At 72.6% G+C, this 14,292-nt stretch carries 16 protein-coding genes; 9 read left to right on the forward strand and 7 right to left on the reverse strand.

Annotated elements, in window-relative coordinates; all coding sequences use genetic code 11:
• Positions 1–642: maltotransferase domain-containing protein (locus IF28_RS0134500; RefSeq protein WP_030229080.1), on the reverse strand; the 642-nt coding region annotated here is incomplete at its 3' end.
• Positions 643–715: 73 nt separating this feature from the next.
• The gene (locus tag IF28_RS0134505) at positions 716–1,018 is read right to left on the reverse strand and encodes a DUF5133 domain-containing protein (RefSeq protein WP_030229082.1); all 303 of its coding nucleotides are present in this window, start codon (positions 1,016–1,018) and stop codon (positions 716–718) included.
• Positions 1,019–1,370: 352 nt separating this feature from the next.
• Here IF28_RS0134505 and IF28_RS0134510 point away from each other — a divergent pair, with 352 nt between their 5' ends.
• Both IF28_RS0134510 and glgX read left to right on the forward strand, forming a co-directional pair.
• Positions 1,371–1,883, forward strand: a complete 513-nt coding sequence (locus IF28_RS0134510; RefSeq protein WP_030229083.1) for a hypothetical protein — start codon at positions 1,371–1,373, stop codon at positions 1,881–1,883.
• On the forward strand, positions 1,880–4,021 hold the full coding sequence (gene glgX, locus IF28_RS0134515; RefSeq protein ID WP_030229086.1) for a glycogen debranching protein GlgX: 2,142 nt from the start codon (positions 1,880–1,882) through the stop codon (positions 4,019–4,021). The genes IF28_RS0134510 and glgX overlap by 4 nt, the downstream gene beginning before the upstream one ends.
• Positions 4,022–4,027: 6 nt before the next feature.
• Here the strand turns inward: glgX and IF28_RS0134520 are convergent, their stop codons facing one another.
• Positions 4,028–4,831, reverse strand: coding sequence for a VOC family protein (locus IF28_RS0134520; protein WP_030229089.1), 804 nt, complete (start codon positions 4,829–4,831; stop codon positions 4,028–4,030).
• A 244-nt stretch (positions 4,832–5,075) separates the two neighbouring features.
• Here IF28_RS0134520 and IF28_RS0134525 point away from each other — a divergent pair, with 244 nt between their 5' ends.
• Entirely contained in the window at positions 5,076–5,402 is a 327-nt protein-coding gene (locus IF28_RS0134525) for an ANTAR domain-containing protein (protein ID WP_030229092.1), read from the forward strand.
• Here the strand turns inward: IF28_RS0134525 and IF28_RS0134530 are convergent.
• The gene (locus IF28_RS0134530; RefSeq protein WP_030229094.1) at positions 5,399–6,190 is read right to left on the reverse strand and encodes an RNA polymerase sigma factor SigF; all 792 of its coding nucleotides are present in this window, start codon (positions 6,188–6,190) and stop codon (positions 5,399–5,401) included. The two genes, IF28_RS0134525 and IF28_RS0134530, sit on opposite strands and share 4 nt — an antisense overlap.
• A gap of 225 nt (positions 6,191–6,415) precedes the next feature.
• Here IF28_RS0134530 and IF28_RS39340 point away from each other — a divergent pair, with 225 nt between their 5' ends.
• Both IF28_RS39340 and IF28_RS0134540 read left to right on the forward strand, forming a co-directional pair.
• Positions 6,416–6,580, forward strand: coding sequence for a hypothetical protein (locus IF28_RS39340; RefSeq protein WP_158713740.1), 165 nt, complete (start codon positions 6,416–6,418; stop codon positions 6,578–6,580).
• A gap of 108 nt (positions 6,581–6,688) precedes the next feature.
• The gene (locus tag IF28_RS0134540; protein WP_030229095.1) at positions 6,689–7,210 is read left to right on the forward strand and encodes a hypothetical protein; all 522 of its coding nucleotides are present in this window, start codon (positions 6,689–6,691) and stop codon (positions 7,208–7,210) included.
• A 13-nt stretch (positions 7,211–7,223) separates the two neighbouring features.
• Here the strand turns inward: IF28_RS0134540 and hemC are convergent, their stop codons facing one another.
• From hemC to ligD, 3 genes are all read right to left on the reverse strand, one after another.
• Positions 7,224–8,159 carry a hydroxymethylbilane synthase gene (gene hemC / locus IF28_RS0134545; protein ID WP_030229096.1) on the reverse strand — a complete coding sequence of 312 codons (936 nt, stop codon included), beginning with the start codon at positions 8,157–8,159 and terminating at the stop codon, positions 7,224–7,226.
• 81 nt (positions 8,160–8,240) lie between these two features.
• Positions 8,241–9,017 carry an NPP1 family protein gene (locus IF28_RS0134550; RefSeq protein WP_030229098.1) on the reverse strand — a complete coding sequence of 259 codons (777 nt, stop codon included), beginning with the start codon at positions 9,015–9,017 and terminating at the stop codon, positions 8,241–8,243.
• Between the two features lie 146 nt (positions 9,018–9,163).
• Positions 9,164–10,144: a non-homologous end-joining DNA ligase gene (gene ligD / locus IF28_RS0134555; protein ID WP_030229100.1), complete on the reverse strand. Its 981-nt coding sequence runs from the start codon at positions 10,142–10,144 to the stop codon at positions 9,164–9,166.
• A 121-nt stretch (positions 10,145–10,265) separates the two neighbouring features.
• On the opposite strand from ligD, the gene IF28_RS0134560 reads away from it, so the two are divergent.
• The 4 genes from IF28_RS0134560 (at position 10,266) to IF28_RS0134575 (ending at position 14,128) form a co-directional block, all read left to right on the forward strand.
• A complete protein-coding gene (locus IF28_RS0134560; protein ID WP_030229102.1) occupies positions 10,266–10,772 on the forward strand; it encodes a MarR family winged helix-turn-helix transcriptional regulator in 507 nt (168 codons plus the stop codon).
• Between the two features lie 143 nt (positions 10,773–10,915).
• A complete protein-coding gene (locus IF28_RS0134565; protein ID WP_030229104.1) occupies positions 10,916–11,296 on the forward strand; it encodes a DoxX family protein in 381 nt (126 codons plus the stop codon).
• Positions 11,293–11,751, forward strand: coding sequence for a peroxiredoxin (locus IF28_RS0134570; RefSeq protein WP_030229106.1), 459 nt, complete (start codon positions 11,293–11,295; stop codon positions 11,749–11,751). Before IF28_RS0134565 ends, IF28_RS0134570 begins: the two co-directional genes overlap by 4 nt.
• A 58-nt stretch (positions 11,752–11,809) precedes the next feature.
• Positions 11,810–14,128, forward strand: coding sequence for a SpoIIE family protein phosphatase (locus tag IF28_RS0134575; RefSeq protein ID WP_030229108.1), 2,319 nt, complete (start codon positions 11,810–11,812; stop codon positions 14,126–14,128).
• Positions 14,129–14,292 lie beyond the last annotated feature (164 nt).

A 14,292-nucleotide genomic window follows, 5' to 3' on the forward strand; every position in this document is an offset into this window, starting at 1 on the left:
GGGTGTGCCCTCGGAGCGGGGGAAGAACTCGTACCAGGCGCCGTACAGGGCCCGCTCGCGTTCCACCAGCAGGGGCAGCGGGTCGCTGCTGGTGACCAGGTCCCGCAGCGGATGCCGGGCCAGCACCGCGTCCACCTCCGGCGTCAACGCCGCCGCCAGACGGGTGGCACAGGGCAGGGAGTCGTCGCGCAGCGCCGCGGCCGCGGCGAGGACCACGGCCTGTCCGTCGTCGCGGGGAACACCGGCGGCCGCGCGCCGGTACAGATCGGCGCCCTCCTCCAGCACCAGCCCCGTGTCGATGCCCGCCGGCACCTTGATACGGGCGGTCCTGCGCCAGGTCGCCACCGGGTCGCCCCACGCCTCGACGCGATAGGTCCACCGGCCCGGGCCGTCCGGGACGACCTCCGCGCCCCACCGGTCGCTGCCCGGCGCCAGCTCCCGCATCGGCGTGAACGGCCCCGGACGCCCCTCCGGATCCTTCAGCACCACATTGGCGGCCACCGCGTCGTGCCCCTCACGGAACAGCGTGGCCGTCACCTCGAACGTCTCGCCCACCACGGCCTTGGCCGGCCGCCTGCCGCAGTCGACGGACGGCCGGACGTCCCGTACCGGGATACGACCGATGGTCCGGGTCGTCTTCATGGGTCTGTGCACCTCCGCCGTGCTCGAAGCCCGGGCGGTCGCCCGGGCGTGGTACCGAAGAGCGGCGGGAAGGTCATTGCCTTCCCGCCGGGGAGCGCCGCTCGACGGCCGGCGGACCGCGTCGCACCGCGGCCGTCGTACGGGGCGTGTCGTTCTGTTCCTGCAGATAGGTGACGAGGGTGGTGCGCAGATACCGATCGGCGGCGTCCGCCGCCTCCCGCGCGCAGCGCTTGCCCATCAGCACACAGAGGGTGTAGCCGGCGTCCTCGAACGTGGCCCGCACCGTGTGATCGGTCGGAGCCGCCAGCATCACGCGTTCCCAGGCCCGGTAGCGACGCAATTGCCGGGCGACTTCGGCTTTGGCGGGTAGCAGCATGGCGCCGTGCACCTTTCCGGGGCTCGATTCGAGGCGCGTTGTCCCGGCGGTCGGGCGGCGGCCGTGCGCACAGCTGCACGGACCCGTAACGGCGATCGAGGTCTTCACACATGGTGCATGGACGGTGACGCAACGTCTTGTTGGCTTTTCAACCGATGTGGCCGGCCTCCGTCGGCCCCCGGATGCCCGGACGCCGCCCCCTGGGTCGCGGAAGTGCGCTCGTGTTGCACGAACGGACCAACCCCCTCACGCTGAGGGTGACTCAGAAGCGATACCCGCTCACGTTCCGTGTTCGGGGCTCGCCCCGAGGGGGCGAGGAGGGACGAGAGCTTCGCGTGAGGAGCCAACGACCATGAAGACCGCAGTGCCCTGCTACTACCACCTCGACGTGGAAGTCAGCCCCGAGCGGGTGGGACAGGTCGGCCGCATACTGGCCGCTCACCTCCGGTTCTGGGATCTGGAGAATCTGGTGGAGCCCGTCTGCGGCGGCGCCGAGATGCTGCTGCGCGCCATCGACGAGCACGCCACCGACAAGAACGCGTCGATCGAGATGTGGTGGAACGGCCAGCACCTCATCACCGCCATCGGGGAGAACGACCGCGCCCTGCGCCCCGACCGGCAGATGCGCGGCTGTCTCGAACACCTCGCGGCGAGCAGCGACGGCTGGGGCTGCTGCGCCACCGAGAACGGCAGCAAGGTCATCTGGTTCTCGCAGCGCGCCCGCGCCGGCGAACGCGTCCCGCTGGTGCCGGCCGCCCCCGACCCGCGAGAGAGCGAGGGCCTGGACCTTCCCCGCGAGCTGAGCGTCGCCACGCTCACCGGCCGGGTCCGAACACCGGGCGGCCTCCTGGAGGAGGCCCGGTGACCCGGCGTCAGAACCGGAAAGGGGCGCCCGCCTGGAGCGGGCGCCCCTACCCGCTGGGTGCGACCTACGACGGCGAGGGCACCAACTTCGCCCTGTTCAGCGAGGTGGCCGAACGCGTCGACCTGGTCCTGGCCGACGACGACGGCCGGCACACCACCGTACGGCTCACCGAGGTCGACGGCTTCGTCTGGCACGGCTACCTCCCCGGCGTCCGCCCCGGACAGCGCTACGGCTACCGGGTGCACGGGCCCTGGGCCCCCACGGCCGGCGATCGCTGCAACCCGGCGAAACTGCTCCTCGACCCCTACGCCACCGCGGTCGACGGCCAGATCGACAACCACCCCTCGCTGTACGAGCGCAGCCCGCACGGCCCCGACCCCGCCGACAGCGCCGGACACACCATGCTCGGCGTGGTCACCGACCCCGCCTTCGACTGGGGCGACGACACCCCGCCCTGCCGCCCCTACTCCGACACCGTGATCTACGAGGCCCACGTCAAGGGCCTCACCCGCACCCACCCCGACGTCCCCGAGGAACTGAGGGGCACCTACGCCGGGCTGGCCCACCCCTCGGTGATCGCGCACCTGACCTCGCTGGGCGTCACCGCCGTGGAACTGATGCCGGTCCACCAGTTCGTCCAGGACGGCGTGCTGCAGAGCCGCGGCCTCGCCAACTACTGGGGCTACAACACCATCGGCTTCTTCGCCCCGCACAACGCCTACGCCGCCCACGGCAGCCGCGGCCGGCAGGTCACCGAGTTCAAGGAGATGGTGAGGACCCTCCACGCGGCCGGGCTCGAGGTGATCCTCGACGTCGTCTACAACCACACCGCCGAGGGCAACGAGAAGGGCCCCACCCTCTCCTTCCGGGGTATCGACAACGCCTCGTACTACCGCCTCGTGGACGGCGACTGGTCGCATTACTACGACACCACCGGCACCGGCAACAGCCTGCTGATGCGCCACCCCTACGTACTCCAGCTGATCATGGACTCGCTGCGGTACTGGGTCACCGAGATGCATGTCGACGGCTTCCGCTTCGACCTCGCGGCCACCCTGGCCCGGCAGTTCCACGAGGTCGACCGGCTGTCGGCGTTCTTCGACCTCATCCAGCAGGACCCGGTGATCAGCCGGGTCAAACTGATCGCCGAACCCTGGGACGTGGGCGAGGGCGGCTACCAGGTGGGCAACTTCCCCCCGCTGTGGTCGGAGTGGAACGGCCTCTACCGGGACGCCGTACGGGACTTCTGGCGCGGCGAGGAACACACCCTCGGCGAGTTCGCCTCCCGGCTCACCGGCTCCTCCGACCTGTACGCGCACAGCCGGCGCCGCCCCCGCGCCAGCGTCAACTTCGTCACCGCGCACGACGGTTTCACCCTGCGCGACCTCGTCTCCTACAACGACAAGCACAACGAGGCCAACGGCGAGGGCAACCGGGACGGCGAGAGCGCCAACCGGTCGTGGAACTGCGGCGCGGAGGGCACCACCCGCGACCCCGCCGTACTGGAACTGCGCGCCCGCCAGCAGCGCAACTTCCTCGCCACGCTGCTGCTGTCCCAGGGCATCCCGATGCTCTCCCACGGCGACGAACTGGGCCGCACCCAGCGCGGCAACAACAACGCCTACTGCCAGGACAACGAGACCGGCTGGGTCGACTGGCGCCTCACCGGCGAACAGCGCGACCTGCTCGACTTCACCCGCCGGCTCATCTCGCTGCGCCTCGGCCACCCCGTGCTGCGCCGCCGCCGCTTCTTCCACGGCGAGACCGTGCGCCGCGCCGGCCAGCCCCTGTCCGACCTGGTGTGGCTGCTGCCCGACGCCCGGGAGATGACCGGCGACGACTGGCGGCGCTCCGACGCCCACGCGGTCGGTGTGTTCCTCAACGGCGACGCCATCGCCGAACCCGGCCCGCGCGGCCGGCGCCTGGTCGACGACTCCTTCCTGCTGCTGTTCAACAGCCACTGGGAGCCCACCGCGTTCCGTCTGCCGCCCGTCTCCTACGGCGAGCGCTGGACCGCCCTGATCGACACCGCCGACCCCGAGGGCACCCCCGACGAGGCCGAGCACAAGGCCGGCACCACCCTCACCGTGGGCCCCCGGAGCCTGGTCCTGCTCTCCCGCCCGCCCCGCACGGAGTGACCGGCGTCAGCGTTCCCGGCGTGACGTCACGGTGAACTGGGCGCCCTCGTTGTCGCGGAGCACGGCCTCGTCGGCGCCCAGGGACAGCACACTGCCGCCGTGCCGCTCGGCGGCCCGGGCACAGGCGGCGACGTCCGTCACCGCGAAGTGCACCTGCCAGTGCGGCCGTACGGTCGGGTCGGGAGCCGACTCCGCCGCCCCCGACTCGATCCGCGCCACCACCTCCCCGTCGCTGCGCAGCACCACTTCCTCGCCCTCGTAGTGCACCTCCACACAGCCCGGCTTGTCGGACGCCCAGTCGAAGACCCCGCCGTAGAAGATCGCGGCGTCGAAGGCGTCCCGGGTGTGCAGCCGGATGAACGCCAGCTGTGCGCGGCGCCAGGTGGGCCAGTCGGAGAACAGCTCGCCCTCCCAGACCCCGAACGTCGCCCCGTCCCGGTCGGCCAGCAGCGCGCCCCGCCCGGGAGGCAGCGAGATCGGGCCGACCGCCGAGGTGCCGCCGCGCTCCTGCACCCGCGCCGCCGCCTCGTCCGCGCTGCGCACCGCGAAGTACGGCGTCCACGCCACCGAGGTCTGCCACATGCCGGCGACCGCGGCGATCCCGGCCACCGGCCGGCCCTCCGCGAGGGCGACCCGGAACCGGTCGCCCAGGCGCACCGGACGCCACTCCCAGCCCAGTACCGCCCCGTAGAACTCCTCGGTCGTCTCCACATCGCGGCTCGTCAGGCTCACCCAGCAGGGCGCACCGAACACGGAGTGCGTCGAGAAGACCTCCGTCGCACCGGCGGGGGAGGGCATGTCGTGGTTCATGGCAGTCGCGTCCTGAATCTCGTCGGCGTGGCAGCCGCCCGGCTGACCCCAGTGTCCGCCGGGTACCCCTCCGGGCGCCTGCCGAGCACCCCGGCGGGGGCACCGGAACGGTGTCCCGGCGGGGGCCGGGCCACCCCGGTGGCGCACAGGGGTCCCAGTGGCGACGATGGAGGGGTCGGACACTGGCTGAAGGCACTCAAGCACTGTGCGAAGGCACCGTGAGAGCGGCACACCGGACCCGGAGGTGACCATGCCCACGGACGGGGGCGCGGACCGCATCCTCCAGCTGGAGGAGGAGGTCCAGCAGCTGAAGGACGCGGTCGTCTCGCACGCGGTGGTGGACCAGGCGATCGGCATGGTCGTCGCGCTCGGCCGGGTCTCGCCCGACCAGGGCTGGACGGTGCTCAGGGAGGTCTCCCAGCGGACGAACATCAAACTCCGCAACGTGGCCGATCTGATCCTCGTCTGGGGCCGCACCGGCCTCCTGCCGGCGGACGTCCGCACGGTCCTGGAGGAGGTCCTCGACCGCCTCGGCCCCACCCAGATCCCGGGCACACCCCCCGACGACTAGCCCGTCTCCGCCAGCAGTTCCTCGCGCAGTTGCGCGAAACAGCTGCTGAGCAGGCGGGACACGTGCATCTGCGAGATGCCGAGCTGGTCGGCGATGGCGCTCTGTGTCATCCCCTTGAAGAACCGCAGATAGAGGATGAGCCGCTCCCGCTCCGGCAGCGCCTCCAGACAGGGCCGTACCGCCACCCGGTCGACGACGGTGTCGTAGGCCGGGTCCGGGCCGCCGATCGCGTCCCCGAGGGCGTAGCCGTCGGTGCCCGGCATCTCCGCCTCCAGCGACAGCGCGGAGAAGCACTCGAGCGCCTCCGTCCCGGTGCGCACCTCGTCCTCGGTCAGCCGGGCGTACGCGGCGATCTCGGCGGCCGTCGGCGCCCGGCCGGGGGTGGTCTGCGCCAGCTCCTTCGCCGCGTGCCGCACCCGGTTGCGCAGGTCCTGGACCCGGCGCGGCACATGCAGCGTCCACATGTGGTCGCGGAAGTGGCGTTTGATCTCACCGGTGACGGTCGGCACGGCGTACGCCTCGAAGGCGCTGCCGCGCGCCGGGTCGTAGTGGTCGACGGCCTTGACCAGGCCGAGGGCCGCCACCTGGTACAGATCCTCCAGGGCTTCGCCGCGGCCCCGGAACCGGACGGCGATGCGCTCGGCCATGGGCAGCCACGCCGTCACCAGTTCGTCGCGCAGCATCCTGCGTTCGGGCCCGTCGGGCAGCAGGGTCAGGCGCACGAAGTCCCCCGCCGTGTCGGGGGCGTCGTCATGGGTGTGCTGCTTCCTGGGGCTGACGGTACGCATCACGCGCACCTCCCTGAGCGGGGTGCCGGATGGACGGACCCCGTGGGAAACGGTGACCCGGACCACGACAGGCCCGCGGCCGGCGAACCGGTCCCCACGGACGTGCCTCCTGTCCGAAGCACTGAGAATTCCATTCCCCGTGTTCCGCCCGTCCAAAACGTTTACCGAAATTCCTCTGCGGAATTTCTGGAGTGTCCACGGTATGAAATCGAGGGAATTCATTGCGTGAAATTCACGCACTTCGCGTGGTGGCGCCGTGCCGCCCCGCACCCGCCGCTGCGGACGATCACCCGCGGCCCGCCGGTGATCACGGCGCCGGACGTGATGTGCGGCACGCCGCCCCGGGCCGCCGGACGGCCGGCCGGGGAATTCCTCCAGCGCAGCGCTTGATCACTGATCAGAGGGCGCGAACCGCCTGACCACAGCGCATTCTGCCCATTTGACAGTGCGCCGAGGCCACAGATAGGAAGCAGCGGACAGAAGTCGAGAGGGTGCGCTGTGTACGAGCCGAACGTGGTCGGGGACTGGCAGGAGTACGAGGAGCATGCCGGTCTGCGGGTCCGCGTCCACCGTCTGGAGGCCGGCGACCCGCCGCGCGGACGGGACGACGCCGCCGAGGGGCTGACGTACTTCCGTGTCCGCGTCACCGTCGAGAACCGCGGCGACCGGCCCTTCTGCATTCATCTCGAGGACGGCCAGATCGACGTACGCACCGGCCCCGACGGTGAAAGCGCCTTCGTCGACTGGCGCAACTCGCAGTTCATCGAGGGCTTCGACGTCTATCCGCTGCGCCGCGTCACCGCCGTCCTCTACGCGGCCGGCCCGGAGGCGGCGCTGAGCCACGTCGACGTCCAGGTGCAGTTGCGCGCCGACGAGGAATGGGCCGGCCGCCGGCTCTGGACGGGCGGCCTCGGCGTCCGCGAAGCACCCGCGGGCGCCCCGGCCGGCGCCTGCCGCGACACCCTCGCCCACCAGGTGACCGCGTTCCTGCAGGAGCAGGCGGAGGAAGGCACCGCCTGACGCGCCGCGGGTGTCAGTGGGGGATGCCGTCGATGAGGTCGCGGGCGCCCTGGCGGAGCAGGGACACGGCGACCGAGGTGCCGAGCGTGGCCGGGTCCAGGCGGCCCGCCCACTCGTGGGCGTTCAGACGGGTCTTGCCGTCGGGCGTGAAGACGCACGCCCGCAGGGACAGTTCACCGCCGCGGTCCACCCGCGCGCAGCCGGCGATCGGGCTGTTGCAGTGCCCCTGCAGCACATGCAGGAACATGCGCTCCGCGGTGGCCTCGCGGTGGGTGTCCGGGTGGCCGAGGGCGCTCACCGCGTCGATGAGGCCGTCGTCGCCCTCGCGGCACTGCAGCGCGAGGATGCCCGCGCCGATGGGCGGCATCATCGCGTCCACGGACAGCACCTCGCTGATCACGTCGGCGCGGCCGATCCGCTCCAGTCCGGACACCGCCAGCATCAGGGCGTCCGCCTCCCCGGCCGCGAGCTTCTCCAGCCGCCGGTTGGCGTTGCCGCGGAACGGCACGCACCTCAAGTGCGGGTGAGTGGCGGCCAACTGGGCGACCCGGCGGACCGACGAGGTACCGATCCGGGTGCCGGGCGGGAGCTCGTCCAGGGTGAGCCCCTCCGGGTGCACCAGGGCGTCGCGGACGTCGTCCCGCTTCAGGAACGCGGCGAACACCGTCCCCGCCGGGAGCGGCCGGTCGGCGGGCACGTCCTTGACGCAGTGCACGGCGACATCCGCCGCACCGGCGAGCAGCGCGGCGTCCACCTCCTTGGTGAACGCGCCCTTGCCCTCCACCTGCGACAGCTCGCCGAGCCACTTGTCCCCGGTGGTCTTCACCGGTACGACCTCGGTGCGCACGCCGGGACGGGCGGCGGCCAGTTCGGCCCGGACGCGCTCCACCTGGGCGAGTGCCATGGGCGAGTCGCGGGAGACGATACGGATCAGTTCGGGGACCGGCATGGCCGACACGATAGACCCTCCAGGGGGCCGGCCGACGCCGGGACACCGAACGGCGCCCCGGCGTCAACCGGCCGTGTACGGTCAGGCGTTCGGGTCGAACGGGATGCCTGCGGGCTTGGCCGAGGCGAGGTGGGAGGCGAAGCTCCCGTCCTTCAGGCCGAAGTGGGCGCTGCCGAAGTCGTACGCGCCGAGCTTCTCGCGCAGTCCCGCCGGATAGCCGTTCCAGCCGACCAGCGGCGGATACTGCCAGGTGCCCCGGTGATTCTCCGGCGGCTCGTCGCCCGGGCCCGCGAGACGGAAGCAGTGCGTGCTGATGCCGTCCTTGTGGTAGACGACCTTCGCGTGCGTGCCGTCGAAGCGGACCGCCGAGCGGGCGTGCACCGTGAACGAGCCGTGGTTGGACGTCGAGACGTACTGGACGGCGTCGTTCTGCACCCACACCACGACGTGCTCCCAGTCGTGGCGGTGGCCGCCGAGGCTGATGCCCGGCAGGGCCTGGTCCTTCTCGAAGTACAGGCCGTACAGGATGGCGCACCAGCCGTTGTTGCACTTCGAGCGGGAGTAGGCGTTCGTGGTGTCCAGGTCCGAGGCGTCACGGCAGTTGCCGTTGAGGGCTCCGGTCGGGTTGAGGCCGGGGTTGACGGTGCCGTCCGGGCCGATCGCGGCCGTCGAGTAGCAGCCGTCGGTGTCGTAGTCGAAGGCCGGCTGGAACGTCCGGTCCAGGGCGTCCGCGTTGACCGGCAGGGCCGGCGGGGGTGCGGCGAAGGCGGTGGCGGGGAAGGCGATGACGAACGCGGCCGCGGCGGCCAGGCCGGTCAGCCATCTCCTGCGGTGGGTTCGGGACGTGCTCGACGACACTGCGTCCTCCTCTTGATCCGGGCGCAGCCCAACAGATGTGGGGGGCTGGGGAGTTCAGCATCCCGGCCGGACGTATACATGCCAAGAGGGTGCAGGCGTATCACCGGTGAAGCGCGCCCCAACACTCGCGGTGCCGGGCGGGCGGATCACACCAGGTCGTCGGGAATGTCGGCCGCCGACTGCTCGGGCGCCAGGTCCGGCCGCAGCCGCAGCCAGGACGGCTGGCGCAGCAGACCCTCCCGGGTGCGGGTGCTGTAGCGGACCTCGCCGACCAGCCGGGGCACCACCCAGTGCGCGCCCGGCGCGGCCGGCGCCGGGTCGAAGGGGCAGACGTCGGTGGCCGCCGCCCGCAACAGCGCGGCCAGCTCCGTGCGTTCGGCCTCGCTCCAGCCGGTGCCGACACCGCCGACGTACCGCAGCCGGCCCGCCGCCCGCTGTCCCACCAGGACGGCACCCGGCAGCCCCGTCAGCCGCCCCCTGCCGGGCAGCCAGCCGCCGACCAGGACGTCCTCACTGCGCATATTGCGGATCTTGATCCAGGAGCGGGAGCGCGCCCCCGGCTCGTACACCGAGTCCAGCCGCTTGCAGACCAGCCCCTCCAGCCCGTGCTCCCGCGTGGCCCGCAGCGCCTCGGGGCCGTGGCCGACGAGCGCGGCCGGGGTGGACCAGGCGGGGCCGTCGAGGGCGAGTCCCCGCAGTGCCTCGCGGCGGGCGGTGTAGGGCAGGCGCAGGAGGGACCGGCCGTCGAGATGCATCACGTCGAACAGCACCAGGTGGACGGGGACGGCGGCCGCGCGGCGGGCCGCCCTGGCGGGCGCGTGCGCCAGGCCCATGCGGGACTGGAGCAACTGGAAGCTCGCCCGGCCCTGTTCGTCGAGGGCGAGGATCTCGCCGTCCAGGATCGCGGGGCGGGTGCCGAGGGCGGTGGCCAGTGGTGTGAGTTCCGGGTACGCGCCGGTGATCTCCTGTCCCGAGCGGGCCCGGAGTACGGCGGTGCCGTCGCCGGGGAGGTAGACCACCGCCCGCTGGCCGTCCTGTTTGGTCTCGTAGGCCCAGCGGGCGTCCGCCGCCGGGGGTGGCAGGGGGCCGGGCGTGGCGAGCATGGGCGGGATCAGGGGGAGGGTCACGGGGGAGGTGTGGACGGGCCCGGGGGTCGCCACGCGGGCGCGTGCCCGGATTCGCCCGAACGGGTCCGGGGAGGGGTGGGCGATTGATTGAGTTACGCAATGAGATGGTAAAGTGCCCTGCATGTCCGCATCCCCGCTCCCCGACGTCCCCCCCTCCGCGGAAGTGGCCGAGATCGAACGCGCGCTCCACCGCATCACGTATCTGAGCAGGAGCGCCCGGCAGCACGAGCGGCTGATGGCCCTGGCGGGTGTGCCACTGGACCGGGCCGCCGTCGCGCTGCTGCGGCAGATGGCCGACACCGAGCCGATGCGGCCGGGGGAGCTGGCGGCTCGGCTGGGGGTCGAGGCGTCGCATGTCACGCGTACGGTGCAGCAGTTGCAGAAGTCGGGGCATGTGAGCCGGGTTCCGGACCCGGACGACCGGCGGGCTCAGCGGATCGAGCTGACGGATGCGGGGCGGGAGGCCATCCGGCGGGTCCGGGAGACGGGGATCCGGGGGATGCAGGTGGCGTTGGCGGACTGGTCGGCGGAGGACCTGCGGCAGCTGGCGGCGCTGTTCCACCGCATGGTCGACGACTTTCTCGCCCACGCGGCCGACGACGAGACGGAGCCCGCGGGAACCGCGTGAGCCGTTCCGCTGTATCGCAGCGTGCGAGACATGCCACCCTCCCGGCCCACCCGTGCCGCTGGGTCGCATCGTGCGGGGACGCGGGAGTGGGGTGGGGCTACTGTGCGGTAATGTCGCGCGGCAGGCTATTCGGAGGAGGAACCGTGTCACGGTCCGAACGTTCGCCCCTGGTGCTTGCCGGGTTGTTGGCCGTCGCGGGGAGCGCGCATTTCGCCGTGCCCCGGCAGTTCGATCACATCGTGCCGCGCTCCCTGCCCGGGTCGCCCCGCGCCTGGACCTATGCGAGCGGTGCCGTCGAACTCGCGCTCGCCGCCGGGCTCACGCTGCCCCGGACCCGCAGGGCCGCCGCGCTCGCCTCGGCTGCCTTCTTCGTCGGCGTGTTCCCCGCCAACGTGAAGATGGCCGCCGACTGGCGCCACCGCCCCGCCCCGCAGAAGGCCGCCGCCCTCGGCCGGCTGCCGCTGCAGATACCGCTGGTGCTGTGGGCGCGCGGCATCGCCAAGGGCGCGGAGGGCCGGTCGTGAGCGGGCGCGTGGAGAAGGGCGACACGGTCGAGGACTTCGCCCTCCCGGACGAGACCGGCACCGTGCGCCGGCTGTCGGAGCTGCTCACCGAGGGCACCGTGGTGCTGTTCTTCTACCCGGCCGCCCTGACCGCCGGCTGCACCGCGCAGGCCTGCCACTTCCGCGACCTCGCCGCCGAGTTCGCCGCCGTCGGCGCCCGGCCGGTCGGCATCAGCGGCGACGCCGTCGAACGGCAGGCGGAGTTCGCCGGCCGGCACACCCTCGGCATGCCCCTGCTGTCCGACCCCGACGGCACGGTCCGCGAGCGGTTCGGGGTGAAGCGCGGGATCACCCTGGCGCCGACGAAACGGGCCACGTTCGTCATCGGCCAGGACCGCACCGTCCTGGAGGTCGTCCGCAGCGAGCTGAGGATGAACGCCCACGCCGACCGGGCGCTGGCGGCGCTGCGCGCGTAGGACACCCGGGCGGACCGGCGTGCTTGATACAAGCCCGTAATGGGACGATATTGGATAAATGGATGAGGCCTCCGTCGCGGTCATCGTCGATGCTCGCGGCATCGTGACGGGGTGGAGCAGTGGCGCCCGGCTGTTGACCGGTTACCCGGCCGAGGAGGCCGTAGGCCGGGCCGTACGGTCGTTCCTTGCCGAAGAGACGCCGTCCGGTGCCGTGCCCGTGCCGTCCGGGCCCGTCATGCTGAGTCACCGCGACGGCCACCACGTGCCGGCCCGGCTGACGGTCCGTATCCTGCTGGGCGCCGGGGGCACCCCGACCGGACACCTGATCACCGCCGAGTCGCCCGACGAGGCGCGGATCTCGCTGGCCGCGCGGGCGTTCGAGCAGGCATCCCTGGCGATCTCGGTCGTCGACACCGACCAGCGCTACCTCCTGCTCAACGACACAGCCGGCCGGCTGCTGGGTGAGCCGAAGGAGGACCTCGTCGGACGGTCCTGCCTGGAACCCGTGGACGACGACGAGTACAACCGCGGCCTGGGCCGTCAGCTGCGTCGGGTCGCCGAGACAGGCGAGTCCCTGCACTACGAGATCCACAACCGGGCACCCTCCCAGTCCCGCGCGCACGCCTGGAACATGGAGATGTGGCCGGTCACCGCCCCTTCCGGAGAGTTCGTGGGCACCGCTCTCGCGGCGTACGACAGCACCGCATCGCACCGGGCCCGACGGCGGCTGGCGCTGCTGAACGAAGCCGCGACCGCCATCGGCACCACCCTGGACGTCGTCCGCACCGCTGAAGAACTCGTGCGGGTCCTGGTGCCGGCGGTCTCCGACTTCGCCGCCGTCGACCTGCTCGACTGGGTCCTCGACGCCGACGAGCCCTTGCCCCGGGCAGACTCCGGGGTCATGTTGCGCCGGGTGGCGCACGCCTCCACCACCGGGGGCGGTCCCGAGGCAGTCGTGCGCCTCGGTCAGACGGACTTCTACCCGCCCTACTCCCCGCCCGCGAGGGCACTGCGGGAGCGCAGGGCCGTGCTCGCCCACGTCGGTGAGCCGGATTTCGACCGCTGGATGGTCGAACGCGGTGCTGTCGCCCTGGCCACGCGTATCCACTCCCTGCTGGCCGTGCCGCTGCGCGCCCGCGGCACCACGCTCGGCGTCGCGGTCGCCGTGCGCAACGTCCACCCCGAGGGATACGCCGACGACGACGCCGCACTCGCCGAGGAACTCGCCAGCCGCGCCGCCGTCTGTGTCGACAACGCCCGCCGCTTCGCCCGCGAACGCGCCACCGCACTGGCCCTCCAGCACAGCCTGCTGCCCCAGGACCTGCCCGGACAGGCCGCCGTCGAGGTGGCCCACCGCTATCTGCCCTCCGCGTCCGCGGCAGGCATCGGCGGCGACTGGTTCGACGTCATCCCGCTGGCCGGCAGCCGGGTCGCCCTGGTCGTCGGGGACGTCGTGGGCCACGGCATCCCCTCCACGGCCACCATGGGCCGGCTCTGCACGGCCGTGCGCACCCTCGCCGACGTGGACCTCCCGCCCGACGAACTCCTCACCCACCTCGACGACCTGGTCACCCATCTCGCCGCCGGCGACCGCGTGGACGTCGCGGAACTCGGTTCCACCTGCCAGTACGCCGTCTACGACCCGGTCTCCCGCATGCTGACCGTCGCCTCCGCGGGCCATCCCGCGCCGGCCCTCGTGCTGCCCGACGGGACGTGCCGGCTCATCCGGGTGAACGCGGGGCCGCCGCTGGGCGTCGGAGGGCTGCCGTTCGAGGCGACGGAGATCCGGCTGCCCGAGGGCTCCGTCGTCGCCCTCTACACCGACGGACTGATCGGGGACCGCGACCGCGACATCGACCAGGCCACCGACGAGCTGTGCCGCGCCCTGTCGGTGCGCGCCGACTCCCTGGAGTCGCTGTGCGACGGCGTGCTGAAGGACGTACTGCCGTCGGAGCCGGGTGACGATGTGGCGCTGCTGCTGGCCCGCACGCGGGCGCTGGGCGCGGGCCAGGTCGTCACCACGGACGTGCCGCCCGACCCGGAGGAGGTGGCGGCCGCCCGGGTGTGGGCCGGGGAGCGGCTGGCCGCGTGGGGGCTGGACGAGATCGCCTTCATCACCGAACTCGTCGTGAGCGAGCTCGTCACCAACGCGATCCGCTACGGAGTGCCCCCGATCGAGCTGCGCCTGATCCGCGACCGCACCCTGATCTGCGAGGTCTCCGACGCCAGCTCCACCTCACCGCATCTGCGCCGCGCCCACGCCTTCGACGAGGGCGGCCGCGGCCTGCTCCTGGTGGCCCAGCTCACCCAGCGCTGGGGCAGCCGCCAGACCGACCGGGGCAAGACGATCTGGGCGGAGCAGCCCCTGCCGGCCTGACGCCCGCCTCCTGCGCCGCCCCTCCCGGCCGCCCGGGGCGCGGACCGAGCGGACCCCATGGATCCGCGCGACGGAGCGGGGCTCCGCGCCCCGCCGCCCCGGGGCTTACCGGTCCGTTCGAAGCCCCGCTCGCCGTGGTGGTCCCGCGACCGCTCCCGTCCGCC

Origin of the sequence: Streptomyces sp. NRRL WC-3626, from assembly GCF_000718785.1 — a bacterium.
Taxonomy (GTDB): Bacteria; Actinomycetota; Actinomycetes; order Streptomycetales; family Streptomycetaceae; genus Streptomyces; species Streptomyces edwardsiae.